A 24,190-nucleotide genomic window follows, 5' to 3' on the forward strand; every position below is an offset into this window, starting at 1 on the left:
GCCAGGACACGAATGTCCTGACTCTTTTTTGATTCATATAAAACGATGTTAATTATACTAACTCGATAAGAACTTCTAAAGCTCCGTCACCTTTACGCTGACCAATCTTTACAATTCTTGTGTAACCACCGTTACGATCTGCATACTTAGGTGCGATTTCGTCGAATAATTTTGCAACTAAATCAACTTTCTTTGTATTTTTCTTCTTTCCTGCTGCTTCTGTAGGAACTTCAGTTACAGGATAAAGAACTTTTAACATCTCTCTTCTTGCATGAAGACGGGAAGGATTATCCTTCTTGATTGTTTTTTCAACTTCGTCATATACAGTAACCTTCTTACCATCTACAACTTCTTTTACTCTCTTGCCGTCTTTGTCTTTTCTTGCAACTTTAGCTTTTACAGTAACTTCTTCGAAGTTATCTTTCTCGCGAACTGCCATTGCAATAAGACCTTCTGCAATTTTACGGATTTCTTTTGCTTTTGCTTCTGTGGTAACAATTTTACCATTGTTTAATAATGCTGTTACCTGATTTCTCAGTAATGCTTTTCTCTGGGAAGATGTTCTTCCTAATTTTCTATACTTTGCCATTTTTATTCCTCCATTTGTGGTACATCCGGCCATGCTCATCGGACTTACTTACCGAATGCTTGTTTTGTGCCACTCATGAACCAACATCACCACGCTCGTCGGACTTACTGGTGCTGCTGCACTGAGTTATCTTAAACCTCGTCGCCCTGATTGAGCTGAAGGCCTAATTCTTTTAATTTTGCTAATACTTCTTCCAAAGACTTACGTCCAAGGTTACGAACTTTCATCATATCTTCCGGTGTACGGTTTGTAAGTTCTTCAACAGTATTGATACCTGCTCTCTTCAAGCAGTTGTAAGAACGTACGGATAACTCCAGTTCGTCAATGTTCATCTCAAGAACTTTTTCCTTCGCATTGTCTTCTTTCTCAATCATGACTTCTGCTGTCTTAGCATTCTCGGAAAGGTCAATGAAAAGACTTAAGTGCTCGCTTAATACCTTTGCAGCTAAGCTGACTGCTTCATCTGGAGCAAGTGTTCCATTGGTATATACATCAAGTGTCAGTTTATCGTAATCGGTAATCTGACCCACACGGGTATTCTGAATGGATAAGTTCACACGCTCTACCGGCGTATAGATAGAATCTACTGCGATTACACCAATTGGTAAATCTGCATCTTTGTTCTTATCTGCGCTGACATAACCTCTACCTTTGGTAATGGTTAATTCCATGTATAATTTGGAATCAGCACCGCCGTTTAAGTGTGCAATTACTAAATCCGGATTCATGATCTGAATATCCTGATCTACCTGAATATCTGCTGCTGTAACAACGCCTTCACCACTGAACTCAATGTAAGCTACCTTAGGCTCATCATCAGCGCTGTTATTACGGATTGCAAGCTCTTTGATGTTCATAATGATTTCAGTAACATCTTCCTTTACGCCAGGAATAGAACTGAACTCATGAAGTACACCATCGATTTTAACCTGACTTACTGCTGCACCTGGCAGGGATGACAACATGATTCTTCTTAAAGAATTACCAAGTGTTGTACCATATCCTCTTTCCAAAGGTTCGCATACGAATCTTCCATATCTTTTGTCTTCAGAAATTTCAGCAATTTCAATTGTTGGTTTTTGAAAATCGAACACTACAAAGCCCCTCCTTCTTTCGGGTAATTTGTTTCTTCTTTCAGCCCGCTAGTTTATGATTATTTAGAATACAACTCGACGATAAGCATCTCGTCTACTGGTACATCAATCATTTCTCTGGAAGGTAACTCTTTTACGGTTCCCTGCATTTTCTCTGCATCAACATCAAGCCATTCCGGAACTAATCTGCCGCCAGCTACTTCTACGACATCTTTCATTCTCTGGGAATTTTTACGGCTCTCTTTGATTTCGATTACATCGCCAGCTTTTACCAGGTAAGAAGGAATGTTAACTAACTTTCCGTTAACTGTAACGAATTTGTGGTCAACGATCTGTCTTGCTTCTCTTCTGGTTCTTGCAAATCCAAGACGGAAGATAACATTATCAAGACGGCTCTCTAAGATAGTCATCAGGTTTGTACCTGTCATACCTTTCATCTGGTCTGCTTTATCATAATAGTTACGGAATGGTTTCTCTAATACTCCGTAAATGAATTTTGCTTTCTGTTTTTCGCGAAGCTGAAGGCCATACTCAGATACCTTCTTGTTCGCTCTCTTTAATTCTCTGTTAGATTTTTTATCATATCCCAAATAACTTGGCTCTAAACCAAGAGATCTGCATCTTTTCAGAACAGGAACTTTATTTACTGCCATTTTAGATATCCCTCCTAATTATACTCTACGACGTTTTGGTGGACGACATCCATTATGAGGAACTGGAGTTACGTCACGAATAGAAAGAACTTCAAGTCCGGCTGCCTGAAGGGCACGGATTGCTGCTTCTCTTCCTGATCCTGGTCCTTTAACCATAACATCAACTGTTTTTAATCCATGTATAAGAGCTGCTTTTGTAGCAGTTTCTGCTGCCATCTGTGCAGCATATGGAGTAGATTTCTTTGAACCTCTAAATCCAAGACCACCGGCACTTGCCCATGATAATGCATTACCTTCAGCATCTGTTAATGTAACGATGGTGTTATTGAAGGATGCCTGAATATGTGCCTGTCCATGTTCAACGTTTTTTCTTACACGCTTTTTTGTCACTTTTTTTGTAACTTTAGCCATATCTAAACTAACCTACTTTCTTAAATTTAAAATTATAAAGTTGCCAAGAATTATTTCTTCTTGTTTGCAACAGTTCTCTTAGGACCTTTTCTTGTTCTTGCATTGGTCTTTGTTTTCTGACCACGAACTGGAAGTCCTTTTCTATGACGGATTCCACGATAGCATCCGATTTCCTGTAATCTCTTGATATCAAGAGCTGTCTGACGTCTTAAGTCACCTTCTACAACCTGAGTCTCATCGATTACTGCACTAATTCTTTTTACCTCGTCGTCAGTTAAGTCTCTGCAACGGGTATCAGGATTAACGTTTGCCTCAGCAAGGATACGGTCAGCACTAACTCTGCCGATTCCATAGATATAAGTCAAACCAATCTCAACACGTTTTTCTCTTGGTAAATCTACACCTGCAATACGAGCCATGTGTGTTTACACCTCCATATAGATTTCTTTGTTAATAGTAAGGAATTCCAAAGACCCATGCAGCTGCGGTTTCCCGCCCTGAAATGTGTGCATACACCTTTTTCTTCCTATAGTAATGATTGCTTAGCAATCCCAGCCACAATCTGCTGCATCCTCTCGGTATGTAAGGACTGCGCAACAGACCACGCGCGTTCGCGTTATATTATGAACAGCACATTCTCATGCGCTGCAGCCGCACATAATTTTTCAAACAAAGTGGAAATTAACCCTGTCTCTGTTTGTGCTTAGGGTTTTCACAGATGATTCTGATGCTTCCCTTTCTTTTGATAACTTTGCACTTCTCGCAAATAGGTTTAACTGATGATCTTACCTTCACAGCATAATCCTCCTTTCTACTTGCCTGCGCCCCGGAAAACCTGTTTCCATGGGTATTTCTCTTTTCTTTCTGCTAAATAGCATAATATGCCCTTGTTTTCACAAAAGCGTCCATTTAGCATTTTAGCATAGAGAATCCGAAAAATCAACTACTTTTCTCGAATTTTCTCCTTATTTATCTCTCCAGATAATTCTGCCCTTTGTCAGATCATATGGAGACATCTCAATCGTAACCTTATCACCTGGTAAGATACGAATGAAATTCATTCTTAATTTGCCGCTGATATGCGCCAGTACCTGATGGCCATTCTCAAGCTGCACCTGAAACATTGCGTTTGGAAGCTTTTCCAAAATTGTTCCTTCTACTTCAATTACATCTGCCTTTGACATTTTCTTTCCTCCTGCTAAATCAATCTTTTCTGGTTAATATATATTGCTCATAAGCCTTAATCAGCTTTGCTGCTTTTGCATTTTCTGTAAGCCCCGGGTTATTTACTGCTTCTAAGACTTCCTGCGGAAGCTTTTTTACAAGCTGTACATGTTTGTAGCTTTTCTTTCTCGGCCGGTCACAGGTTCTTGTGGTTCCATTTACAAGATAGACGAATTTTTCATCCTGTGACTGCACTACATAGTACTGATTCCGGTCGTGACCTGCCTTTACTCTTGCCAGATACATTCTCTTTCCTCCTCTGTCAATGTAAGGATTTCCGGTCTTCCTTCTGTAATCAAAATGGTGTTTTCATAATGTGCAGATAAGGAACCATCGTAGGTTACTACTGTCCATTCATCATCCATCCATTCCACATCCGGGCTTCCGGCATTTATCATCGGCTCAACTGCCAATGTCATTCCTGCCTTCAGCTTCAGTCCTCTTCTCCACTGACGGAAATTCGGAATCTCCGGTTCCTCATGAAGATGGGTTCCAATGCCATGCCCTACCAGATCATATACAACTCCGTAGCCGTAACTTTCTGCATAATCTCCGATTGCTCCTGAGATTTCATAAAGCCTTCTTCCGGCTCTTGCATACTGCATTCCCTGGAAAAAGCTTTCCCGGGTTCTTTCTATTAAAAGAGCAGCCTCTTTACTGATTTCACCAACTCCATGGGTTCTTGCCGCATCGGAATGATATCCCTTATAGATAAGACCGGTATCAAGGCTTACGATATCGCCTTCCTTAATAATATGGTCTTTTCTTGGAATTCCATGAACAACTTCGTCATTGACCGATACACAGACGGATGCCGGATAGCCCTGATAATTCAGAAAATTCGGTTCGCAGCCAAGGCTGCGGATGGTCTCTTCTCCGATTTTATCAATCTCCCATGTGCTGATTCCAGGTTTGATTGCACGTTCCAGTTCCTGATGTACTTTAGCAAGATACTTTCCTGCCTGACGCATCAGCTCTATTTCTTCTGCTGATTTAATCGTAACCGACATTATTTACGCTCCTAAGATTGTAACGATGGCTTTGAATACTTCATCCATCGGCTGTGTTCCGTCTACAGATTTTAAAATTCCCTGATTCTTATAATAATCAATCAATGGCTGTGTCTGCTCATGATATACTTTTAATCTCTTCTGAACTGTCTCTGGCTTATCATCTTCACGCAATACGATTTCGCTGCCACAACGGTCACAGATTCCTTCTACCTTTGGTGGAATGGAAATAAGATGATAGGTTGCTCCACAATTTAAGCAGGCTCTTCTGCCACTCATACGATTTACGATATTTTCGTCTGGAACATCTACATCAATTGCATAGTCCATCTTCTCGTTTATTTTACCAAGTGCTGCATCCAATGCTTCTGCCTGAGGAATGGTTCTTGGAAAACCGTCCAGTACGAAGCCGTTCTTGCAGTCATCCTGCTGTATTCTGTCCATTACCAGATCACAGGTTAATTCATCCGGAACTAAAGCTCCCTGGTCCATATACTGTTTTGCTTTCTTGCCTAATTCTGTTCCGTTTTTGATATTTGCACGGAAAATATCTCCTGTTGAGATGTGTGGAATAGAATATTTATCTGCAATCTGTTTTGCCTGTGTACCTTTACCAGCACCCGGCGCTCCTAACATAATAATTTTCATATAAAGAAAACCTCCTGTTTACCTTCTTCTTTGCAAGCTAATCTGCTTTTTCTTCTATAAACAACTTTAGTGCACCACAGGAGACGCTGCATTTGCAGCACCCCCTTCTGGTACACATTAGTCATTCAAAAATCCTTTATAGTAACGAACTAACATCTGGGATTCGATCTGTTTAATTGTCTCGATAACAACACCTACGATAATGATGATAGATGTTCCACCGAAAGATACGTTTGCTTTAAATACTCCATTGAAGACGATTGGAATAACTGCAACAATGGATAAGCCTGCCGCACCGATAAAGACAATGTAATTTAAAATCCGATTCAGATAATCGCTGGTTGGTTTTCCAGGTCTGATACCCGGGATAAATCCACCCTGTCTCTTCATGTTGTTCGCAATCTCCAGCGGATTGAATGTAATGGATGTATAGAAGTATGCAAATGCAATAATCAATACAAGATATACAGCCAAACCAATGCTGTAGATTGGCTCCTGTGGGTTGCACCAGTTAGACTGGGATAATCCCTTTAAAATCTTACTGCCAATTCCTGTTCCATTGCCCTTTCCTAAGAGAGACGCAATAACAACCGGGAACTGCATTAAAGACTGTGCGAAGATAACCGGGATAACTCCACCGGTATTTACTTTCAGAGGAATATGCGTAGACTGACCGCCTACCTGTTTTCTTCCCTGAATTTTCTTCGAATATTGTACCGGAATCTTTCTCTGAGCTGCCTGAAGGACAACGACAAAGACAACGGTTACTAAAATGATTGCTGCGATAATTACTACTGCAAGAACTGCTTTTGCAGGAATCTTTCCTTTTACAAACTGCTCATACAGTGTTCCAAAATCGCTAGGAATTCGTGAAATAATGTTGATTACAAGTACGATAGAAATACCGTTTCCAACACCCTTTTCCGTAATTCTCTCACCAATCCACATAAGTACTGCAGAACCTGCTGTCAAGGTTACAATTACCTGAAGAACCGTAAGCCATCCTTTATCGGTCAGATAACCGCTTCTGGAGAATCCGATTGCCATTGCAATTGCTTCGATTAAAGCCAGAGCAACAGTCACATAACGTGTAATCTCTGCAATTTTCTTTCTTCCTTCTTCACCGTCACGCTGCATCTCTTCCAGTTTTGGAATTGCAATCGTCAACAGCTGCATGATGATGGAAGATGTGATATATGGTGTGATATTCAATGCAAAGACGGACATCTGTAAGAATGAACCGCCTGTTACTGCATCGAAAAAGTTAAACGCATCACTACTCTGATTAGCAAACCAGTCTGCAAACACATTCCGGTCAACACCCGGAATCGGTAACTGTGAACCGATTCGGATGATAATCAGCATAAAAAAGGTAAATAAAATTCTATTTCTAATATCTTTTACTTTAAATGCGTTACGAACTGTATCAAACATTAGATCACCTCAGCTTTTCCACCAAGAGCCTCGATTTTTTCTTTTGCGCTTGCGCTGAATGCATTAGCCTGAACTGTGAGCTTCTTAGTAAGTTCGCCGTTTCCAAGGATCTTAACTCCATCTCTTGGATTCTTTACGATACCTTTTTCCAGTAAAGTTTCAACAGATACTACTGCATCGTTGTCAAATACTTCAAGAGCAGATACATTGATTCCAACGATAGTCTTGGAATTAATACATTTGAAACCTCTCTTCGGTAATCTTCTGTATAAAGGCATCTGGCCACCTTCAAAGCCTGGTCTTGGAGCTCCGGAACGAGCTTTCTGTCCCTTGTGTCCTTTACCAGCGGTCTTACCGTTTCCTGAACCGTGACCACGGCCTCTTCTGAAATTATCACTATGCTTAGAACCTAATGCCGGCTGTAAATTGGATAAATCCATTTCTGGCACCTCCTTATCTCTATAATTAGATTTCTTCTACTTTCACTAAATGTCTTACCTGCTGAATCATTCCTCTAACAGCTTTGTTATCCGGACGTTCAACTGATGCGCCAATTTTTTTAAGACCTAATGCTTCTACTGTCTTTTTATTCTTTGGCACTGCACCGATAGTAGATTTTACGAGTGTAATTTTTAAATTTGCCATTTCTTATTCCTCCTTAACCTACTACTTCTTCTACAGATAATCCACGAAGTTTTGCAACTTCTTCCGGGGATTTCAGTTTGCTTAAAGCATCGATAGTAGCAAGTACTACGTTCTGCTTATTGTTGGAACCAAGAGATTTTGTACGAATATTCTCGATTCCTGCCAGCTCACATACGTTACGAGCCGGACCGCCTGCGATAACACCGGTACCTTCTGGAGCTCTCTTTAATAAAACAGATGCACCAGTATGTTTTCCGCTGATATCATGAGTAATACTATTGTTCTCATCTAATTTTACAGTGATAAGTTTTTTCATAGCATCTTCTTTTCCTTTGCGGATTGCTTCAGGAATTTCAGTTGCTTTTCCAAGTCCTGCGCCCACATGACCATTGCCGTCACCAACAACAACAAGAGCTGTGAAACGCATGTTACGTCCACCTTTTACAACTTTCGTAACGCGCTTGATTGATACCACTTTTTCTGTTAATTCTAATTGACTAGCATCAATAATTGTACGTTTCATGTACTGTTTTCCTCCTTATTAGAATTCTAATCCAGCTTCTCTTGCTGCGTCAGCTAATGCTTTTACTTTTCCGGAATATATGAAACCGCCTCTATCAAAGACAACTGTTGTAATACCTTTTTCTAATGCTTTCTTTGCAATTGCAGTACCAACCTGTGCTGCTGCATCAACGTTATTAGTCTTCTCGCAAGCTGCTTTTACATCCTTATCCATTGTAGATGCTGCTACGAGGGTATTGCCAACTGTATCGTCAATAATCTGAGCGTACATATGATTATTACTTCTAAACACAGCTAAACGTGGTCTCTCTGCTGTTCCAGCCAGGCGATTACGCAGTCTTCTATGTTTATTTTCACGAGCTGCTGTTCTTGATTCTTTATTAACCATCTCTCGTCACTCCTTTAATTATTTCTTACCAGTTTTACCAACTTTACGTCTAATAACTTCATCAGCATATTTGATACCTTTTCCTTTATAAGGTTCAGGTCTTCTCTTATCTCTGATTTCAGCTGCGTACTGGCCAACTTTTTCTTTATCGATACCTTTGATGATAATCTTGTTACCATCTACTGTAGACTCTAATCCTTCTGGATCTTCCATCTCTACCGGATGAGAATATCCAAGGTTTAATGTAAGTTTCTTTCCTGCTTTAGATGCTCTGTAACCTACACCATTTACTTCAAGTTCTTTGGTAAATCCATCTGTTACACCAACAACCATGTTGTGAATCAGTGTTCTTGTTAATCCGTGTAAGGATTTCATTTTCTTCAAATCATTTGGTCTTGTAACGGTTACTTCAGAACCTTCTACTTTGATTTCCATCTCGGATGGTAATACTCTGCTTAATGTTCCTTTTGGACCCTTTACAGTCACCTGATTATTTTCTGCTAATTCCACAGTAACACCTGCTGGAATTGCGATTGGCATTCTTCCAATTCGTGACATGCCCGTACCTCCTGTATAATTTGTGGTTTATTGTTACCTGCGCTATGCCTTAAGAATATACTCTTAAGGTAGTTCTGCTCGCTAACTTCGCGCTGCACCCCAAAGGGCTTGCGCTCAGTAATCTCACAGAACGGCTTTCACACTAGCCTCAATCTTCGCCTGCGGCTCGATTTCATCAAGTGTTCAATGCCTACCAAACAAATGCTAATACTTCGCCACCAACCTGAAGCTTTCTAGCCTCTTTGTCAGTGATGATTCCCTGGTTTGTGGAAAGAATTGCGATTCCAAGTCCACCAAGTACCTTAGGAAGATTATCTTTACCAGCGTATACACGAAGTCCTGGTTTAGAAATTCTCTTCAGTCCGGTAATAATCTTTTCATTCTTATCTGCACCATATTTTAAGGTTACACGAATGGTCTTAAAGATTCCATCTTCAATGATGTCATATTTTGCAATGTATCCTTCTCTTACTAAAATGTCTGCGATTGCCACTTTGATTTTAGAAGCCGGGATATCAACTGTATCATGTTTTGCAGTGTTTGCATTACGGATTCTTGTAAGCATATCTGCAATTGGATCACTTGTCATTGTCATGATGTGTCTGCCTCCTATTATTCTTCTCTTTCTTTGTTGTAGATGTTCTCTGTCAAGTTCGACCTACGCCACAAGGGCTTCGGTCTCACTCATCTTAAGAGAATGGCTTTACAGCCTACCAGCTTGCTTTCTTTACGCCCGGAATCTGACCTTTGTAAGCCAGTTCACGGAAGCAAACTCTACAGATTCCATATTTTCTTAAATATGCATGTGGACGACCACAGATTCTGCAACGATTGTATTCTCTAGAAGAGAATTTCTGTTTACGCTGCTGTTTTACTTTCATAGAAGTCTTTGCCATTTAAATTCCCTCCTGTCTTATTTAGCGAATGGCATATTGAATAATGTCAATAATTCGCGTGCTTCTTCGTCTGTCTTTGCAGTTGTTACGAAAATAATATCCATTCCTCTTACTTTATCAACCTTATCGAATTCAATTTCAGGGAAAATAATCTGCTCTTTGATACCAAGAGCGTAGTTACCTCTACCGTCGAAAGCGTTCGGATTAACTCCTCTGAAGTCACGTACTCGTGGTAAAGCTAAGTTTACCAGACGGTCTACGAACTCATACATCTTCTCGCCTCTTAAAGTAACTTTACATCCGATCGGCATTCCTTCTCTTAACTTGAAGTTAGCGATGGAATTCTTTGCCTTTGTAGTAACTGGTTTCTGACCGGAAATTGTTTCCATATCTTTCATAGCTGACTCTAAGATTTTAGCGTTTTCTTTTGCTTCACCAACACCCATGTTGATAACAATCTTAGAAAGCTTTGGTACTTCCATAATGTTTTTATAGCCGAACTTTTTGGTCATTGCATCAATGATCTCGTTCTGGTACTGATCTTTAAGTCTACTCAACTTGCTGCTCCTCCTCTCTTACGATTAATCGATTACATCACCTGTAGATTTTGCATAACGTACTTTCTTATCTCCATCCATTTTGAAACCTACACGGGTAGCTTTTCCTTTGTGAAGATACATTACGTTAGAAGCATCAATAGGTCCTTCCTGATGGATGATTCCACCCTGCTGGTTAGCCATGCTTGGTTTTGCATGTTTTGTTACCATATTGATACCTTCAACAAGTAAAGTATTGTTTTTCTTATTTACAGCAATTACTTTGCCTTCTTTGTCTTTGTCTTTTCCAGCGATTACCTTTACAGTATCACCTTTTTTAATTTTCAAGCTTGCCATTTTCGGGTACCTCCTACAATACTTCCGGAGCCAGAGAAACAATTTTCATAAACTGTTTTTCACGAAGCTCTCTTGCTACTGGTCCAAAAATACGAGTTCCTCTTGGGGTTTTATCATCTTTGATAATAACTGCAGCGTTTTCATCGAATTTGATATAAGAGCCATCTTTACGACGAGCACCTTTTACTGTACGAACAACGACTGCCTTTACAACGTCACCTTTTTTAACAACGCCGCCTGGTGTTGCATCTTTAACAGTAGCTGTAATTACATCACCAATATTTGCATATCTTCTGGTTGAACCGCCCATAACACGGATGCACAGCAATTCTTTTGCTCCAGTGTTATCAGCAACCTTAAGTCTGGTTTCCTGTTGTACCATGCCGGTAGCCTCCTTCTATTATTTTGCTCTTTCCATAATCTCTACAAGTCTCCATCTCTTATCTTTAGAGAGTGGTCTTGTTTCCATTACTCTGACGGTATCACCGATTTTACACTCGTTGTTCTCATCATGAGCTTTTAATTTGTATGTCTTCTTTACGATCTTGTTATATAATGCATGTCTTACGTTATCTTTAACAGCAACAACAATGGTCTTATCCATTTTATCACTTACAACAACGCCTACACGTGTTTTTCTAAGATTTCTTTCTTCCACGACGAATCTCCTTTCATTTATGATTGCCTGTTTGCCTGCTTAAGCAGGTATGATTCTTTTGAAATTATTCAGCAACTTTTTCTTTCTGAGTAATAACGGTCTGGATTCTGGCAATATTCTTTCTAACTTCTTTGATTCTGCTCGTGTTATCCAGCTGATTTGTTGCGTTCTGGAATCTCAAATTGAAAAGTTCTTTTTTAGCTTCAACCAACTGCATTTTTAAATCAGCAGCGGACTGTGTGTTTAATTCTTCTAAATATTTACTAGTTTTCATTTGATTCACCGCCTTCTAAGTCTGCACGAGAAACCACTTTGCATTTACAAGGTAATTTGTGTGTAGCAAGACGTAATGCCTCTTTTGCAACCTCATCAGATACATCAGAGATTTCAAATAATACACGTCCTGGTTTTACTACAGCTACCCAGTACTCTAAAGTTCCTTTTCCGGAACCCATACGGGTTTCTGCTGGTTTTGCAGTTACTGGTTTGTCTGGGAAAATTTTAATCCAGACACGGCCACCACGCTTGATATATCTTGTCATAGCAATACGGGCTGCCTCAATCTGATTGGAACGAATCCAGCATGGTTCAAGCGCTACGATACCGTAGGAACCATTTGTAATTTTATTTCCTCTCATCGCTTTTCCGGCCATAGAACCACGGAACTGTTTACGATGTTTTACTCTCTTAGGCATTAACATTACTGAACTCCTCCTTCCTTATTTCCTTTTGTAGGAAGTACTTCTCCTTTATAAATCCAAACTTTAACACCGACTTTACCGTATGTGGTGTCTGCTTCAGCAAATCCATACTCGATATCTGCTCTTAATGTCTGAAGTGGAATAGTTCCTTCTGAATAGAACTCGGTACGAGCCATATCAGCTCCGCCAAGACGTCCGGATACGGATGCCTTAATACCCTTTGCTCCAGCTTTCATACATCTTCCCATGCAGGATTTCATTGCTCTACGGAAGGAAACACGGTTCTCTAACTGAAGTGCAATGTTCTCAGCTACTAACTGAGCATCTTTGTCTGGTCTCTTTACTTCTTTGATATCTACAACAAGTTTCTTGTCTGTAAATTTCTGTAATTCAGCTTTTACTTTCTCGATTTCAGCTCCGCCTTTACCGATTACAACGCCTGGCTTAGCTGTGTAAAGGATAACCTTTACTCTGTCGGATGCTCTTTCGATTTCAATCTTAGAAACACCTGCAGCATATAATTTCTTTTTCAGAAATGTTCTGATGTTATAGTCTTCTACTAAGAAATCAGCAAAATCAGATTCTGCGTACCATTTGGAATCCCAGTCTTTGATAACGCCGACTCTTAAGCCATGAGGATTAACCTTCTGTCCCATGTTTGCCCTCCTATCTTTCATTCAGCACAATTGTTAAGTGGCTTGTTCTCTTCTCGATTCTGTAAGCTCTACCCTGTGCTCTTGGTCTGATTCTCTTCATTGTTGGTCCTTTGTTTGCGTAGCACTCCTCAACATAAAGGTTTTCTGTGCTCATTCCGTTATTGTTCTCTGCATTTGCAATAGCAGATTTTAATAACTTCTCTATTACGCTTGATGCGTATCTTGGATTGTAAGTTACAATCGCAAGTGCTGTCTCAACATCTTTACCGCGGATAGCATCTAATACGAAACAAGCTTTCTGAACTGACATTCTTGCATAAGACAACTTTGCGGAAGGTCTAGTATCTTTTACTGCATTTCTTTCTCTCTTAATCTGACTTCTATGTCCTTTTGCCATGAGTGAAACCTCCTTTCAAAATTCTATTTATCTAACGCCTGATTTCTTCTCGTCTTTTCCATGGCCTCTGTAAGTTCTTGTTGCTACGAACTCACCGAGTTTGTGTCCAACCATATCCTCTGTGACATATACAGGAACATGTTTTCTTCCGTCATGAACAGCAATTGTATGTCCAACGAAGGATGGGAAAATTGTGGAACGACGTGACCATGTCTTGATAACTGATTTATCATTTGCTGCGTTCATAGCATCTACTTTTTTCAGTAAGCTTTCGTCTGCAAATGGTCCTTTTTTAAGTGATCTTGCCATTTTATTTCCTCCTATCTACTATTTAATAGCTCTGCCGTCTCTTCTTCTTACGATTAACTTGTTAGAAGCTTTTTTCTTCTTACGTGTCTTAAGTCCAAGAGCAGGTTTGCCCCAAGGTGTACATGGACCTGGACGTCCAACTGGTGCCTTACCTTCTCCACCACCATGTGGATGGTCATTCGGGTTCATAACAGAACCGCGGACTGTCGGGCGGATACCCATGTGACGTTTACGTCCTGCTTTACCGATATTTACAAGGTTGTGGTCACCGTTACCGATTACACCAATGGATGCACGGCAGTTCAGAGGAACCATTCTCATTTCTCCTGAAGGAAGACGAAGTGTTGCGTATTTTCCTTCTTTAGCCATCAACTGTGCGCTGTTACCTGCAGAACGTACTAACTGTCCGCCCTTGCCAGCGTATAACTCAATGTTGTGTACCTGGGTACCTACCGGGATGTTCTCCAGTGGTAAGCAGTTTCCAACTCTTACTTCTGCTTCTGCTCCGTTCATAACAGTCATTCCGTCTGTTAATCCTTCTGGAGCAAGGATATATGCTTTCTCGCCATCTGCATAACTGATTAAAGCGATGTTAGCTGTTCTGTTTGGATCGTACTCGATTCCGATTACAGTTGCCGGGATACCATCTTTTCTTCTCTTGAAGTCGATGATTCTGTATTTTCTTCTGTTTCCACCACCCTGGTGTCTTACTGTAATTTTACCCTGATTGTTACGACCGGAGTTCTTCTTTAAAGAAGTTGTAAGGGATTTCTCAGGAGTCTTCTTTGTGATTTCAGAGAAATCAGATCCAGTCATATTTCTTCTGGAAGGTGTATATGGGTTATATGTCTTAATTCCCATTGTTTTTCTCCTTTCAATAAATAAGTTTATTATCGCACTTTTCTGTGCCTAGTTGAGTTTCCCGAATTTTACAGTCCGGAGAAAATCTCGATATCTGCACTATCTTCTGTTAACTGAACGATAGCTTTCTTTGTTTTCGCAGTTTTTCCAACTACAGCACCACGTCTTTTGTTCTTGCCCTCCTGGTTCATTGTGTTAACCTTGGCAACCTTAGCGCCTTCGAACATTTTCTCAACTGCTTCTTTGATCATGGTTTTGTTAGCTTCCGGATGTACTAAGAAAGTATATTTCTTTTCTCCCATAGCTGCCATACTCTTCTCAGTTACTACTGGTTTGAGGATTACATCATAATACTGTACGTTTGCCATTATGCATACACCTCCTCGATTTTTTCAACAGCAGCCTTTGTTGCTACTACTGTGTCATATTTCAATACATCAAATACGTTCATTTCGCTGGTCTGTGTTGTCTTAACAGTTGCAATGTTTGCAGCGGATTTGATTACGTTTGTATCCATATCGCCTAAAATAACTAATGCTTTGTCTGCTTTCAGATTGTTCATAACCTCTGCGAATTTCTTTGTTTTGATTTCGTCTAATTTCAGTTCATCAACAACGATGAATTTATTTTCCTGAACTTTAGATGTTAAAACAGATTTTAAAGCTGCTCTCTTTTCTTTCTTGTTTAATTTGAAAGAATAGTCTCTTGGTACTGGAGCGAATACTGTACCACCGCCAGTCCACTGTGGAGATCTTGTTGAACCCTGTCTTGCATGACCAGTTCCTTTCTGTCTCCAAGGTTTTCTTCCGCCACCGGATACTTCAGAACGTGTCTTAGCTTTCTGAGTTCCCTGACGATTGTTAGCTAACTGCTGAACTACTGCCATGTGTACCAGATGTTCGTTAATTTCTACACCGAATACAGCATCGTTTAAGTCCATATTGCCAACTTCTTTGCCTTCCATATTATAAACAGATACTTTAGCCATCTGTGTGTTCCTCCTTTCTTAAATGCACTATTTTGCTGCTTTTACTGATTCTTTGATTGTTACTAAAGCTTTCTTAGGTCCTGGAACAGCACCTTTGATTAAAAGCAGGTTGTTCTCTGCGTCTACTCTTACAACTTCAAGGTTCTGAGTTGTAATCTTAACGCTTCCCATATGTCCCGGCATTCCTTTGCCCTTGAATACACGGCTAGGTGTAGAACAGGAACCATTGGAACCCTGATGACGATGGAATTTAGAACCGTGAGCCATAGGTCCTCTATGCTGACCAAGTCTCTTAATAGCGCCCTGGAATCCTTTACCTTTAGAAATTGCAGTTGCGTCTACATGATCGCCTTCTGCAAAGATATCTGCTTTGATTTCATCTGCAAGATTATAATCAGCTGCATTTTCAAGCTTGAACTCTCTTACAAATCTCTTTCCAGACACACCAGCTTTTTTGAAATGTCCCATTTCAGCTTTGTTTACGCCATGTCTGTTTCTGATTTCTTTCTTACCGTTGGCATCTTTGTTTACAACTTTTTCTTTCTTGTCAACAAAACCAACCTGTACTGCACTGTATCCGTCGTTTTCAACAGTTTTAATCTGTGTTACTACACAAGGACCAGCCTGTAATACAGTTACCGGCACTAATACGCCGTCTGCATTGAAGATTTGAGTCATTCCGACTTTTGTTGCTAAAATTGCTTTCTTCATTATCTTTCCTCCTGTTTTTTCTACAGCGGAACGGTTTCCCGTTCATCCTAGAAAGCCTTGCGGCCCCTCAGGATTTACTACTTGTTTTGACTTTATTTCATTTTGATATCGATGTAGACACCAGCCGGCATTTCTAATCTTGATAATGCATCAACTGTTTTCTGTGTCGGAGCAATGATATCAATCAGTCTCTTATGAGTTCTCTGCTCGAACTGTTCTCTGGAATCTTTGTACTTGTGTACTGCTCTAAGAATGGTAACTACCTCTTTCTTAGTTGGCAGCGGCACCGGTCCGCTCACCTGTGATCCGTTTTTCTTTACAGTCTCGATGATTTTTTTTGCTGATGAATCTACTAATTCGTGATCATAAGCTTTCAATGTGATTCTCATTACTTGACTTGCCATAAAAAAAGTCGCCTCCTTTTCGCACTTTAATTCAGTACGACAAGCGGTGACTGTACACTTCTCCGTGTGTGTCATAAGCTTTACACACGTTGTTTCTACCTCTGTAGACCATATTCGTGATACAGTGACTTGTCGCCAGTTTCCTAACTTGACATTCGCTCCACGGAAAACCTGCCACAGTGGGCAGCAACCTCACGCTTCTACGCTATCAATGTCACAGCAAGGATTAGTATACACGACAGGTTACGCTTTTGCAATACTTTTTTTAGAAAAATTGTATTTTTTTGTGTACAATCCATTTCCTATCTTTTTTACGGTATTTTTCACTTCTGCCTTGTTTTTTCATTATAAAAAGCTGTTTACTTGCCGGCATCCTTTTACCATTGCAAATAAACAGCTTTTCTTTTCTATTATAATTCTATGCTCTTGTCAGCAACATCTGCAAATTCTTTCTGCATTTCCTCGCTTGGTGCTTTGGTGCAAAGACTCACAATTACGATACAGATTAAACTTAAGAAGAATCCTACCAGAAGGGAATAGATTCCGGTTCCGGTTCCAAGTGTTACCATGGTGCCGTCTGCGTTTTTCATCAAAGGAATATAATCCCAGATGATAACTGCCACACCACCGGATACAATTCCTGCAATTGCTCCCGGTTTGTTCGTCCGCTTCCAGAATAGTGACAATACTACCAGTGGTCCAAATGCAGCGCCAAAGCCTGCCCATGCATTGGATACCAGTCCCATAATGGAGTTGTTCGGATTCAGTGCAATGATATAAGCAATAATCGCAACTACCACTACGGTAATACGACTGACCATAAGAACCTTTTTATCACTTGCTTCTTTATTTACTACACCTTTGTATATATCTTCTGATACGGAAGATGCGGTTACTAAAAGCTGTGAATCTGCAGTAGACATAATTGCTGCAAGGATTCCGCACAGGAAGATTCCTGCAACAAACGGCAATGCATACTGCTTCGTAAACAAATGTGTAATCATATTAATGAATACATTTTCCGCAGAATCTGCCCCAGCGCTTCCAAGCACTTCCGGATACAGGTACGCTCTTCCAACCACACCGATGATGCAGGCAAAGGTTAAGGATAATGCTACCCAGACAATTGCAATACCTTTGGATTTATTTAATTCTTTCTGGCTCTTTACCGCCATAAATCTGGTCAGGATATGAGGCATTCCGCAATATCCCAATCCCCATGCGAGCTGTGAAATAATATCGATGGCACGATATGGCTCTCCACCATTCTGCCAGAGGCTCATATAAGAATCGCTTCCTCCTGCTACTCCGCTGGCATCTAAAAGTTCTCTTAATCCGCCATTGCCACTTACCACCGCATATGCCATCAGAGGCACTGCAAGAAGTGCAACCAGCATCAGCATTCCCTGGATAAAGTCTGTTACACATACTGCCATAAAACCTCCCATGAAGGTATACAGTAAAATAACAACTGCACCGATGGTTAAAGCTACGGTATAATCAACACCGGTTACTGCATGGAACAATTTTCCGCCTGCTGCAAATGCAGATGCAGTATATACCAGGAAGAATACGACTATTACTATAGAAGAAATACACAACAACACATTCTTCTTATCATGGAAACGATTCTGGAAATACTCCGGTAAAGTCAGGGAGTTATTGGCACGGATGGTATATCTGCGCAGTCTTCCGGAAATAAATATCCAGTTGCAGACCGTTCCAATAAACAGTCCAATAGCAATCCATGCCTGACCGGTTCCAAATGCATATACCGCACCCGGAAGTCCCATCAGAAGCCATCCGCTCATATCAGATGCCTGTGCACTTAATGCTGCCACCCAGCCGCTTAAGCCTCTTCCTCCAAGAAAATAATCTTCTGAATTCTTTGTACTTTTCATATATTTCGCACCTATGGCAATCATCACACCCATATATACCACAAATGCTGCAAGAATCCACAGCACGTTACTGTTAAACATAAAATGTCCTCCTCTTAAATTACTTAATATTTAGAATAGCAATTGTTTGTTTTGTTGTAAAGTCTTATTTTATTTTGCCGATATTATTTATATAGTAGATTCTCATAAACAGCATATGTGAAAATGGATTTTCACAGAACTTTTCAAGGAGGAAAAGATATGAATCTCAAACTCGAAAATTCACTTGTGGTTCTTTCCCAACGGAAAAAGGAACAAGGACTTCCGCAGCGTCCCACCAAAAAAGAACGGAACCAGGAGCTGACCCAGGAGGAACGCCTGTTACAGCATTATCAGGAACAGATTTCCCAGATGCACGAAAGTAATTTCCAGCAGGAGCTTCAGGCAAAATTAGATTCCGGTCAGGAATTAACTCCGGAGGAAGAACAGTATTTAGAAAAAGTCAATCCGGATGCCCTAAAAGAACATGAAAAGCTAAAGGAAGAAGTGGCAGCTTACCGTAAACAGCTTCAAAACTGCCGTACCAAAAAGGACGTTGAGAAGCTAAAACTCTATAAAATGGGGCAGTTTATGTCTGAGGTTAAGACGGTTTCCAATGACCCCCACATTCCAAAAGCCAAGAAAAAGGCTATGTTAGAGCAGATTTTAAAGCGCACCTATGCCATTGAAAAAGAACACAATGATTATACCAAGACGCCGGAATATCAGGCAAAACCGGACAAAGAGCCTTACGAAGATGTAAGTCCAGCCGATAAGGATAAAAGTTCTGCCGATTCAACCGATGCAACGACATCCGATTCTACCGATAATGCAGAAATCTCTTCCGGTTCAGATTCTACCGAAGAGTCTGTTGGTGCAGCGGATAATGGCTCAGATAAGCACACTGCCGATTTGGTCAAAGTAGAGCATGACGATAAGTCTGGTGAAGAACCTGTCACTGCTCAGTCTGTACGACGCGAAATTAATATCCATCTTTCCGGACTCCGTAAAAAAGCAGCTCATATTGATGCCAGCGTGTAAGGCAGATGGGGATTTCTTCTTATTTTATTGTTTACAGATATCAGGAAAACAGATAGAATGATATGATATAGGTGATTCGATGATATTTTTAAGGTTTTTGAGAGAAAGATGATTTCATTCTGTCAACGACCTGAATACAATACATCTGCATTACCTTATATAATATAATGAATACAAAAGGGGGAGACATTTTATGCAATGTCAATCATGCGGAACACAATATCCAGATAACTTTAGAACCTGCCCGAACTGCGGTGCACCGGCTCCAATGCCAAACCAGCGTCCATACAACGGACAGCCAAATCCTTATAATGGACAGCCCCAATTTAATAACGCTCAGCCAAATCCTTATAATGGACAGCCCCAATTTAATAACGCTCAGCAGAACCCTTATAATGGACAGCCTCAGTTTAACAATGCTCAGCAGAACCCTTATAATGGACAGCCTCAGTTTAACAATGCTCAGCAGAACCCTTATAATGGACAGCCTCAGTTTAACAATGCTCAGCAATATCCTTATGGCAATCCATACGCTGCACCGAATCAGGTTCCACAGGGAATGAGTAAACACGATTTCTATCATTCTCCACTCTGTAAGAAATACAGAGGAAATATTATTGCTTCTTCTGTTATCATTTATATATGTGTAGGAATCAATCTGCTTCTTATTGCTTTTTTACATAATTATACCTCACTGATTGATGCTGCAATTATGCTCGGACTCGGACTTGCTATTCATCTTGCGCAGAGCCGTGTATGCTCCATTTTACTTTGTGTCTATGGCGTCATTAATACCATTTTCGTATTCCTTTCGTCGGGAGAGTTTGGCGGATGGCTGATTCTTGTGGCAGCAATTTATGCTATTGTGGCAACTTTCCAGTATCAGGGTGCTTGGAATAAATATAGCAAGAGTGGTCAGATTCCTTATTAAAATATATCAATATAAGTGATTAAATTTAATCATACACAAATGTACTTTTTTGTGTTAGTATTACCAAAGACATTTGAAAAAGGCTATGAAAAGGAATAGTAACTGTCAGGAATTCTCTCAGAAAGCCGCCGGTTGATGCAAGACGGCAGAAGGAATACAGTGAACTCGCCTTGAAGCTGCCGGCTGAACCCTATAGTAGGTCGCGACGGACTCCCACCGTTACCCGGGAATAGCATGATAGTGCTAATGAGTGCATGTAACAACATGAAACAGAGTGGTACCGCGAAGGTTTTCTTTCGTCTCTATGATTCATCTTCGAATGATAGAGACGGAAGATTTTTTTTACGCAGGTTACGCTGCAACATAATCAGAATATTTTTTTGGAGGTTCAATATGAAAGGATACGAAAAATATCAGCGTGCATATTTTATGCCGCCTGAATGTACTTATGACTGGGTAAAGAAGGATTATATCGACAAGCCGCCTATCTGGTGCTCCGTTGATTTACGTGATGGCAACCAGGCTCTGATTGAGCCGATGAGCTTAGAGGAAAAGCTGCAGTTCTTTGAAATGCTGGTTAAAATTGGTTTCAAAGAAATTGAAGTTGGTTTCCCTGCTGCTTCCGAGACAGAATACAACTTTATGCGCGCCTTAATCGACCGCAATATGATTCCGGACGATGTTACCGTCCAGGTTCTGACCCAGGCAAGAGAGCATATCATCAAGAAAACCTTTGAAGCGGTAAAAGGTGCTCCGCACGCAGTCATTCATCTTTACAATTCTACCTCTGTTGCACAGCGTGAGCAGGTATTTAAAAAGAGCAAAGAGGAAGTAAAACAGATCGCCATTGACGGGGCAAAGCTTTTGAATAAACTGGCTTCTGAGACCGAAGGTAACTTCTCCTTCGAATACAGCCCGGAAAGTTTCCCGGGAACTGAAGTGGACTATGCCGTGGAAGTCTGCAACGCAGTACTTGATGTATGGCAGCCAAAGGCTTCTAATAAGGCAATCATTAATATTCCAACCACTGTTGAAAATGCAATGCCGCATGTATTTGCCACTCAGGTAGAATACATTCACAAGCATTTGAAATATCGTGATGCCGTAACACTTTCCCTGCATCCACACAATGACCGTGGCTGCGGTGTCTGTGACGCAGAGCTTGGTATTCTTGCCGGAGCCGACCGTATCGAAGGAACTCTTTTCGGTAATGGAGAGCGTACCGGTAATGTAGATATCATCACACTTGCCATGAACATGTTCTCACACGGCGTTGATCCGAAGCTTAACTTCTCCAACCTGCCTGCAATCCGCGAGAAATATGAAAACTTTACCAGAATGCACGTTTACGAACGTCAGCCATATGCCGGTGATCTGGTATTTACCGCTTTCTCCGGTTCCCATCAGGATGCCATTGCCAAAGGTATGGCATGGCGTGAAGAGAAAAAGCTCAACGAGTGGTCTGTCCCTTATCTTCCGGTTGACCCAATGGATGTGGGCAGAACTTACGATTCTGACGTTATCCGTATCAACAGCCAGTCCGGTAAAGGTGGCGTAAACTACATTTTGAAACAGAACTTTGGCATTTCTCTGCCAGAGAAAATGCGTGAGGAAGTCGGCTATCTGGTAAAACATGTTTCCGATGAAGAGCACAAAGAGCTGTCTCCACAGTGGGTATATGAAATCTTTGAAGATAAGTATGTAAAACGCCAGCCTTACTTCCAGATCGAAGAATGCCACTTCAAACAGGTGGATGGTATTATGGCAGAAGCTACGATTGTTCATGGTGGGCAGAACCGCCTGGTAAGCGCCAACGGAAATGGCCGTCTGGATGCTGTCAGCAACATTATCAAACAGTACTTCGGCATCAGCTATGAGCTGTCCATATACGAAGAACACGCTTTGAGCCATGGTTCCTCTTCCAAGGCTATGTCCTATGTAGGAATCACCTGCTATGGTCAGATGTACTGGGGTGTTGGTATCGACGACGATATCATCAAATCCTCTATCAGCGCACTGGTTGTTGCAGTAAATCAGGTTCCTTCCATAAAATCCAGTGTTGAGATTCAGGATAAGCGCTTAATGGAAATGAAGAATTACATTCAGACAAACTACCAGACCGTCACCTTAGAGGATATGGCAAAACAGTTCCACCTCTCTGAGCCGTACATTTCCAAATATATTAAGGAAAAATCCGGTCAAACATTCGTTGAACTGGTTCAGGGTGTCCGCATGAAAAAAGCAAGAACTCTTTTAAAGAACGGAAATATGACTGTTGAAAACATTGCATACTCCGTGGGTTATCAGAATGTAGAGCATTTCAACCGCCTCTTTAAAAAGAAATACGAGATGACACCGGTACAGTACCGCAATTCCTGTAGTAAATAAATCTTGATTTAAGAATTTAATTAAAGAAACACGCTTAGACCTTGTACTAAAAAAGTACTCGGACTAAGCGTTTTTTCGTAGTTTCTATCTTCCCGGCAAACTGTTATTTCCAACCGGCCATCGGGTCTGATTAACTGCCGTATCTGATTGCAGCGATATCAGTCAGCTACGATATCAGGTCGACTGCCTTACAATCAATGTCGGGATTGTAATATAAGACCGGGCATACAGATTCGGCTTTCTGATTTTCTGGAGGATGTATTTTCCCGCCTGTATTCCCATGTCATACATATCAATATTTACTACGGTCAGCTGTGGCTTCAATATCTGCGAAAATGGATAATCATCAAAAGTAATGACCCTGATATCCGAAGGTATCTCTATTCCGGCATGATGCAATGCATTGACGCAGCCATAAGCAATGTAATTATTGGCACAGATAATGCCATCCGGTCTTACTTTATTGGAAAGAATCTCTTTGGTCATCTCATATCCACTGTCACACTGGGATTCCCCTCGCTGCACATAATCTTTTGGCACCAGCACATCATGCTCATTCAGAACCGACAACACGCCGTCCAGACGGTGCATGGAAATCTTATCCTCTTCTGTTCCACCAATAAATGCAAGGGACTGACAGCCCTGCTCCAGCAGATGTTTCGCTGCCAGCTCACCCGCCAGGCGGTTATCAATATCAATCCAGCAGAAATGGCTGGTAAAGTTAGGATTGCCAATCACCAGATGGGGAATGGATTCCTGAAAAATCATTTCATCCAGTTCTTTAGAAATAACAGCCGCATGAATGATATAGCCGTCTGCCGCCTTCTCTTCTGCTGCTTTGTGGATATAATCCCTCGCTTCTACAGATGACATATTCTTTATCACCAGGCTATAGCCTTTTTCCGTTAAGACATGCTCCATCCCACACACCATTTCAAACATATGCGGGTTGGCAAATCCTGCATTCTTCCCCAGCGAGGTCACAAAGACAATGGTCTTTGTAGACTGTGTGACAAAATTTCTCGCCCGGAGATTCGGATGGTAATCCAGTTCCTGCATGACCTTTTTCACCCGGTCTATGGTCTCCTGAGAAATGGAATAAGAGCCGTTCATAACCTTTGAGACCGTTGCCGTAGACACTCCCGCCTGCTTTGCCACATCCTTAATCGTAACCGCCATTTTCTGTCCTTTCTGCGCCAAAATAATTTTCCGCCATCATATCTGCATGCTATTGCCCGATATCCTGTTACCATGCAATGCG

General features: G+C 40.9%; 37 protein-coding genes and 1 other annotated feature. Of the genes, 3 read left to right on the forward strand and 34 right to left on the reverse strand.

The window, feature by feature from the left end:
- Window positions 1-52: 52 nt before the first annotated feature.
- The 33 genes from DXB39_RS09380 to putP form a co-directional block, all read right to left on the reverse strand.
- The gene (locus DXB39_RS09380; RefSeq protein WP_022242762.1) at window positions 53-589 is read right to left on the reverse strand and encodes a bL17 family ribosomal protein; all 537 of its coding nucleotides are present in this window, start codon (window positions 587-589) and stop codon (window positions 53-55) included.
- A gap of 131 nt (window positions 590-720) precedes the next feature.
- Window positions 721-1,683, reverse strand: a complete 963-nt coding sequence (locus DXB39_RS09385; RefSeq protein WP_022242763.1) for a DNA-directed RNA polymerase subunit alpha — start codon at window positions 1,681-1,683, stop codon at window positions 721-723.
- Window positions 1,684-1,742: 59 nt separating this feature from the next.
- Window positions 1,743-2,336, reverse strand: coding sequence for a 30S ribosomal protein S4 (gene rpsD, locus DXB39_RS09390; RefSeq protein WP_022242764.1), 594 nt, complete (start codon window positions 2,334-2,336; stop codon window positions 1,743-1,745).
- An 18-nt stretch (window positions 2,337-2,354) separates the two neighbouring features.
- Complete coding sequence (rpsK, locus tag DXB39_RS09395; protein ID WP_022242765.1) at window positions 2,355-2,747, reverse strand: 30S ribosomal protein S11; 393 nt, start codon at window positions 2,745-2,747, stop codon at window positions 2,355-2,357.
- 50 nt (window positions 2,748-2,797) lie between these two features.
- Window positions 2,798-3,166 carry a 30S ribosomal protein S13 gene (gene rpsM / locus DXB39_RS09400; protein WP_022242766.1) on the reverse strand — a complete coding sequence of 123 codons (369 nt, stop codon included), beginning with the start codon at window positions 3,164-3,166 and terminating at the stop codon, window positions 2,798-2,800.
- A 262-nt stretch (window positions 3,167-3,428) separates the two neighbouring features.
- The gene (gene rpmJ, locus DXB39_RS09405; RefSeq protein ID WP_003022746.1) at window positions 3,429-3,542 is read right to left on the reverse strand and encodes a 50S ribosomal protein L36; all 114 of its coding nucleotides are present in this window, start codon (window positions 3,540-3,542) and stop codon (window positions 3,429-3,431) included.
- A gap of 170 nt (window positions 3,543-3,712) precedes the next feature.
- Window positions 3,713-3,931 carry a translation initiation factor IF-1 gene (gene infA / locus DXB39_RS09410; protein ID WP_022242767.1) on the reverse strand — a complete coding sequence of 73 codons (219 nt, stop codon included), beginning with the start codon at window positions 3,929-3,931 and terminating at the stop codon, window positions 3,713-3,715.
- A 19-nt stretch (window positions 3,932-3,950) separates the two neighbouring features.
- Entirely contained in the window at window positions 3,951-4,217 is a 267-nt protein-coding gene (locus tag DXB39_RS09415) for a KOW domain-containing RNA-binding protein (protein ID WP_117698353.1), read from the reverse strand.
- Entirely contained in the window at window positions 4,199-4,981 is a 783-nt protein-coding gene (gene map / locus DXB39_RS09420; RefSeq protein ID WP_022242769.1) for a type I methionyl aminopeptidase, read from the reverse strand. The genes DXB39_RS09415 and map overlap by 19 nt, the downstream gene beginning before the upstream one ends.
- A 3-nt stretch (window positions 4,982-4,984) precedes the next feature.
- Window positions 4,985-5,629, reverse strand: a complete 645-nt coding sequence (locus DXB39_RS09425; RefSeq protein WP_022242770.1) for an adenylate kinase — start codon at window positions 5,627-5,629, stop codon at window positions 4,985-4,987.
- Window positions 5,630-5,746: 117 nt separating this feature from the next.
- A complete protein-coding gene (gene secY / locus DXB39_RS09430) occupies window positions 5,747-7,063 on the reverse strand; it encodes a preprotein translocase subunit SecY (RefSeq protein ID WP_117841521.1) in 1,317 nt (438 codons plus the stop codon).
- A complete protein-coding gene (rplO, locus tag DXB39_RS09435; RefSeq protein WP_022242772.1) occupies window positions 7,063-7,503 on the reverse strand; it encodes a 50S ribosomal protein L15 in 441 nt (146 codons plus the stop codon). The genes secY and rplO overlap by 1 nt, the downstream gene beginning before the upstream one ends.
- A 25-nt stretch (window positions 7,504-7,528) precedes the next feature.
- Window positions 7,529-7,708 (reverse strand): 50S ribosomal protein L30, encoded by a 180-nt coding sequence (gene rpmD, locus DXB39_RS09440; protein ID WP_022242773.1) that lies wholly within the window; start codon window positions 7,706-7,708, stop codon window positions 7,529-7,531.
- Window positions 7,709-7,721: 13 nt separating this feature from the next.
- Window positions 7,722-8,231: a 30S ribosomal protein S5 gene (gene rpsE, locus DXB39_RS09445; protein WP_022242774.1), complete on the reverse strand. Its 510-nt coding sequence runs from the start codon at window positions 8,229-8,231 to the stop codon at window positions 7,722-7,724.
- Between the two features lie 18 nt (window positions 8,232-8,249).
- Complete coding sequence (gene rplR / locus DXB39_RS09450) at window positions 8,250-8,618, reverse strand: 50S ribosomal protein L18 (protein ID WP_117698351.1); 369 nt, start codon at window positions 8,616-8,618, stop codon at window positions 8,250-8,252.
- A gap of 18 nt (window positions 8,619-8,636) precedes the next feature.
- A complete protein-coding gene (rplF, locus tag DXB39_RS09455) occupies window positions 8,637-9,176 on the reverse strand; it encodes a 50S ribosomal protein L6 (protein WP_022242776.1) in 540 nt (179 codons plus the stop codon).
- Window positions 9,177-9,366: 190 nt separating this feature from the next.
- Window positions 9,367-9,771, reverse strand: coding sequence for a 30S ribosomal protein S8 (gene rpsH / locus DXB39_RS09460; RefSeq protein WP_117698350.1), 405 nt, complete (start codon window positions 9,769-9,771; stop codon window positions 9,367-9,369).
- 115 nt (window positions 9,772-9,886) lie between these two features.
- Window positions 9,887-10,072 carry a type Z 30S ribosomal protein S14 gene (locus DXB39_RS09465; protein WP_022242778.1) on the reverse strand — a complete coding sequence of 62 codons (186 nt, stop codon included), beginning with the start codon at window positions 10,070-10,072 and terminating at the stop codon, window positions 9,887-9,889.
- Between the two features lie 17 nt (window positions 10,073-10,089).
- Window positions 10,090-10,629: a 50S ribosomal protein L5 gene (gene rplE, locus DXB39_RS09470; RefSeq protein ID WP_022242779.1), complete on the reverse strand. Its 540-nt coding sequence runs from the start codon at window positions 10,627-10,629 to the stop codon at window positions 10,090-10,092.
- A 24-nt stretch (window positions 10,630-10,653) separates the two neighbouring features.
- Window positions 10,654-10,965, reverse strand: a complete 312-nt coding sequence (rplX, locus tag DXB39_RS09475; protein ID WP_022242780.1) for a 50S ribosomal protein L24 — start codon at window positions 10,963-10,965, stop codon at window positions 10,654-10,656.
- A 13-nt stretch (window positions 10,966-10,978) separates the two neighbouring features.
- A complete protein-coding gene (gene rplN / locus DXB39_RS09480; protein ID WP_022242781.1) occupies window positions 10,979-11,347 on the reverse strand; it encodes a 50S ribosomal protein L14 in 369 nt (122 codons plus the stop codon).
- A gap of 18 nt (window positions 11,348-11,365) precedes the next feature.
- On the reverse strand, window positions 11,366-11,623 hold the full coding sequence (gene rpsQ, locus DXB39_RS09485) for a 30S ribosomal protein S17 (protein WP_022242782.1): 258 nt from the start codon (window positions 11,621-11,623) through the stop codon (window positions 11,366-11,368).
- Window positions 11,624-11,687: 64 nt separating this feature from the next.
- On the reverse strand, window positions 11,688-11,897 hold the full coding sequence (gene rpmC, locus DXB39_RS09490; RefSeq protein ID WP_022242783.1) for a 50S ribosomal protein L29: 210 nt from the start codon (window positions 11,895-11,897) through the stop codon (window positions 11,688-11,690).
- Window positions 11,887-12,324, reverse strand: coding sequence for a 50S ribosomal protein L16 (gene rplP / locus DXB39_RS09495; protein WP_022242784.1), 438 nt, complete (start codon window positions 12,322-12,324; stop codon window positions 11,887-11,889). The genes rpmC and rplP overlap by 11 nt, the downstream gene beginning before the upstream one ends.
- Complete coding sequence (gene rpsC, locus DXB39_RS09500; RefSeq protein ID WP_117698349.1) at window positions 12,324-12,980, reverse strand: 30S ribosomal protein S3; 657 nt, start codon at window positions 12,978-12,980, stop codon at window positions 12,324-12,326. The genes rplP and rpsC overlap by 1 nt, the downstream gene beginning before the upstream one ends.
- Window positions 12,981-12,990: 10 nt before the next feature.
- Window positions 12,991-13,377 carry a 50S ribosomal protein L22 gene (rplV, locus tag DXB39_RS09505; RefSeq protein WP_022242786.1) on the reverse strand — a complete coding sequence of 129 codons (387 nt, stop codon included), beginning with the start codon at window positions 13,375-13,377 and terminating at the stop codon, window positions 12,991-12,993.
- 27 nt (window positions 13,378-13,404) lie between these two features.
- Complete coding sequence (rpsS, locus tag DXB39_RS09510) at window positions 13,405-13,686, reverse strand: 30S ribosomal protein S19 (RefSeq protein ID WP_022242787.1); 282 nt, start codon at window positions 13,684-13,686, stop codon at window positions 13,405-13,407.
- Window positions 13,687-13,704: 18 nt separating this feature from the next.
- A complete protein-coding gene (gene rplB / locus DXB39_RS09515) occupies window positions 13,705-14,547 on the reverse strand; it encodes a 50S ribosomal protein L2 (protein WP_022242788.1) in 843 nt (280 codons plus the stop codon).
- 68 nt (window positions 14,548-14,615) lie between these two features.
- The gene (rplW, locus tag DXB39_RS09520) at window positions 14,616-14,915 is read right to left on the reverse strand and encodes a 50S ribosomal protein L23 (RefSeq protein WP_022242789.1); all 300 of its coding nucleotides are present in this window, start codon (window positions 14,913-14,915) and stop codon (window positions 14,616-14,618) included.
- Complete coding sequence (gene rplD / locus DXB39_RS09525) at window positions 14,915-15,535, reverse strand: 50S ribosomal protein L4 (protein ID WP_022242790.1); 621 nt, start codon at window positions 15,533-15,535, stop codon at window positions 14,915-14,917. The genes rplW and rplD overlap by 1 nt, the downstream gene beginning before the upstream one ends.
- Window positions 15,536-15,562: 27 nt before the next feature.
- Complete coding sequence (rplC, locus tag DXB39_RS09530) at window positions 15,563-16,246, reverse strand: 50S ribosomal protein L3 (RefSeq protein ID WP_022242791.1); 684 nt, start codon at window positions 16,244-16,246, stop codon at window positions 15,563-15,565.
- A 92-nt stretch (window positions 16,247-16,338) separates the two neighbouring features.
- The gene (gene rpsJ / locus DXB39_RS09535) at window positions 16,339-16,650 is read right to left on the reverse strand and encodes a 30S ribosomal protein S10 (RefSeq protein ID WP_117698348.1); all 312 of its coding nucleotides are present in this window, start codon (window positions 16,648-16,650) and stop codon (window positions 16,339-16,341) included.
- Window positions 16,651-17,060: 410 nt separating this feature from the next.
- Complete coding sequence (gene putP, locus DXB39_RS09540) at window positions 17,061-18,632, reverse strand: sodium/proline symporter PutP (protein WP_117841520.1); 1,572 nt, start codon at window positions 18,630-18,632, stop codon at window positions 17,061-17,063.
- 159 nt (window positions 18,633-18,791) lie between these two features.
- On the opposite strand from putP, the gene DXB39_RS09545 reads away from it, so the two are divergent.
- The 3 genes from DXB39_RS09545 (at window position 18,792) to DXB39_RS09555 (ending at window position 22,929) form a co-directional block, all read left to right on the forward strand.
- Window positions 18,792-19,610: a hypothetical protein gene (locus DXB39_RS09545; protein ID WP_117841519.1), complete on the forward strand. Its 819-nt coding sequence runs from the start codon at window positions 18,792-18,794 to the stop codon at window positions 19,608-19,610.
- 193 nt (window positions 19,611-19,803) lie between these two features.
- Complete coding sequence (locus DXB39_RS09550) at window positions 19,804-20,541, forward strand: zinc ribbon domain-containing protein (protein WP_117841518.1); 738 nt, start codon at window positions 19,804-19,806, stop codon at window positions 20,539-20,541.
- Window positions 20,542-20,617: 76 nt separating this feature from the next.
- Window positions 20,618-20,848: a binding site (T-box leader), on the forward strand.
- 86 nt (window positions 20,849-20,934) lie between these two features.
- On the forward strand, window positions 20,935-22,929 hold the full coding sequence (locus tag DXB39_RS09555) for a 2-isopropylmalate synthase (protein WP_117698344.1): 1,995 nt from the start codon (window positions 20,935-20,937) through the stop codon (window positions 22,927-22,929).
- 174 nt (window positions 22,930-23,103) lie between these two features.
- On the opposite strand, the gene DXB39_RS09560 is transcribed toward DXB39_RS09555, so the two are convergent.
- A complete protein-coding gene (locus tag DXB39_RS09560; RefSeq protein WP_117841517.1) occupies window positions 23,104-24,129 on the reverse strand; it encodes a LacI family DNA-binding transcriptional regulator in 1,026 nt (341 codons plus the stop codon).
- Between the last annotated feature and the right edge of the window lie 61 nt (window positions 24,130-24,190).

It is taken from the genome of Roseburia sp. OM03-7AC, from assembly GCF_003462625.1.
In the GTDB taxonomy this organism is placed as follows: domain Bacteria; phylum Bacillota; class Clostridia; order Lachnospirales; family Lachnospiraceae; genus Roseburia_C; species Roseburia_C amylophila.

Bases quoted from the DNA above. Each gene is read 5' to 3' on its own strand.
- rpsJ (WP_117698348.1), bottom strand. From the start codon at position 16,650: ATGGCAAGTCAAGTAATGAGAATCACATTGAAAGCTTATGATCACGAA.
- rplB (WP_022242788.1), bottom strand. From the start codon at position 14,547: ATGGGAATTAAGACATATAACCCATATACACCTTCCAGAAGAAATATG.
- rplO (WP_022242772.1), bottom strand. From the start codon at position 7,503: ATGGATTTATCCAATTTACAGCCGGCATTAGGTTCTAAGCATAGTGAT.
- secY (WP_117841521.1), bottom strand. From the start codon at position 7,063: ATGTTTGATACAGTTCGTAACGCATTTAAAGTAAAAGATATTAGAAAT.
- rpsK (WP_022242765.1), bottom strand. From the start codon at position 2,747: ATGGCTAAAGTTACAAAAAAAGTGACAAAAAAGCGTGTAAGAAAAAAC.
- DXB39_RS09550 (WP_117841518.1), top strand. From the start codon at position 19,804: ATGCAATGTCAATCATGCGGAACACAATATCCAGATAACTTTAGAACC.
- rplW (WP_022242789.1), bottom strand. From the start codon at position 14,915: ATGGCAAACGTACAGTATTATGATGTAATCCTCAAACCAGTAGTAACT.
- putP (WP_117841520.1), bottom strand. From the start codon at position 18,632: ATGTTTAACAGTAACGTGCTGTGGATTCTTGCAGCATTTGTGGTATAT.
- map (WP_022242769.1), bottom strand. From the start codon at position 4,981: ATGTCGGTTACGATTAAATCAGCAGAAGAAATAGAGCTGATGCGTCAG.
- rplF (WP_022242776.1), bottom strand. From the start codon at position 9,176: ATGTCACGAATTGGAAGAATGCCAATCGCAATTCCAGCAGGTGTTACT.
- DXB39_RS09380 (WP_022242762.1), bottom strand. From the start codon at position 589: ATGGCAAAGTATAGAAAATTAGGAAGAACATCTTCCCAGAGAAAAGCA.
- rplV (WP_022242786.1), bottom strand. From the start codon at position 13,377: ATGGCAAAAGGACATAGAAGTCAGATTAAGAGAGAAAGAAATGCAGTA.
- rplN (WP_022242781.1), bottom strand. From the start codon at position 11,347: ATGGTACAACAGGAAACCAGACTTAAGGTTGCTGATAACACTGGAGCA.
- rpsH (WP_117698350.1), bottom strand. From the start codon at position 9,771: ATGACAATGACAAGTGATCCAATTGCAGATATGCTTACAAGAATCCGT.
- rpsS (WP_022242787.1), bottom strand. From the start codon at position 13,686: ATGGCAAGATCACTTAAAAAAGGACCATTTGCAGACGAAAGCTTACTG.
- rpsC (WP_117698349.1), bottom strand. From the start codon at position 12,980: ATGGGACAGAAGGTTAATCCTCATGGCTTAAGAGTCGGCGTTATCAAA.
- rpsM (WP_022242766.1), bottom strand. From the start codon at position 3,166: ATGGCTCGTATTGCAGGTGTAGATTTACCAAGAGAAAAACGTGTTGAG.
- rplP (WP_022242784.1), bottom strand. From the start codon at position 12,324: ATGTTAATGCCTAAGAGAGTAAAACATCGTAAACAGTTCCGTGGTTCT.
- rplC (WP_022242791.1), bottom strand. From the start codon at position 16,246: ATGAAGAAAGCAATTTTAGCAACAAAAGTCGGAATGACTCAAATCTTC.
- DXB39_RS09545 (WP_117841519.1), top strand. From the start codon at position 18,792: ATGAATCTCAAACTCGAAAATTCACTTGTGGTTCTTTCCCAACGGAAA.
- DXB39_RS09415 (WP_117698353.1), bottom strand. From the start codon at position 4,217: ATGTATCTGGCAAGAGTAAAGGCAGGTCACGACCGGAATCAGTACTAT.
- DXB39_RS09465 (WP_022242778.1), bottom strand. From the start codon at position 10,072: ATGGCAAAGACTTCTATGAAAGTAAAACAGCAGCGTAAACAGAAATTC.
- rpsE (WP_022242774.1), bottom strand. From the start codon at position 8,231: ATGAAACGTACAATTATTGATGCTAGTCAATTAGAATTAACAGAAAAA.
- rpmC (WP_022242783.1), bottom strand. From the start codon at position 11,897: ATGAAAACTAGTAAATATTTAGAAGAATTAAACACACAGTCCGCTGCT.
- DXB39_RS09425 (WP_022242770.1), bottom strand. From the start codon at position 5,629: ATGAAAATTATTATGTTAGGAGCGCCGGGTGCTGGTAAAGGTACACAG.
- rplR (WP_117698351.1), bottom strand. From the start codon at position 8,618: ATGGTTAATAAAGAATCAAGAACAGCAGCTCGTGAAAATAAACATAGA.
- rplD (WP_022242790.1), bottom strand. From the start codon at position 15,535: ATGGCTAAAGTATCTGTTTATAATATGGAAGGCAAAGAAGTTGGCAAT.
- infA (WP_022242767.1), bottom strand. From the start codon at position 3,931: ATGTCAAAGGCAGATGTAATTGAAGTAGAAGGAACAATTTTGGAAAAG.
- DXB39_RS09555 (WP_117698344.1), top strand. From the start codon at position 20,935: ATGAAAGGATACGAAAAATATCAGCGTGCATATTTTATGCCGCCTGAA.
- rpsD (WP_022242764.1), bottom strand. From the start codon at position 2,336: ATGGCAGTAAATAAAGTTCCTGTTCTGAAAAGATGCAGATCTCTTGGT.
- rpmD (WP_022242773.1), bottom strand. From the start codon at position 7,708: ATGGCAAATTTAAAAATTACACTCGTAAAATCTACTATCGGTGCAGTG.
- rplX (WP_022242780.1), bottom strand. From the start codon at position 10,965: ATGGCAAGCTTGAAAATTAAAAAAGGTGATACTGTAAAGGTAATCGCT.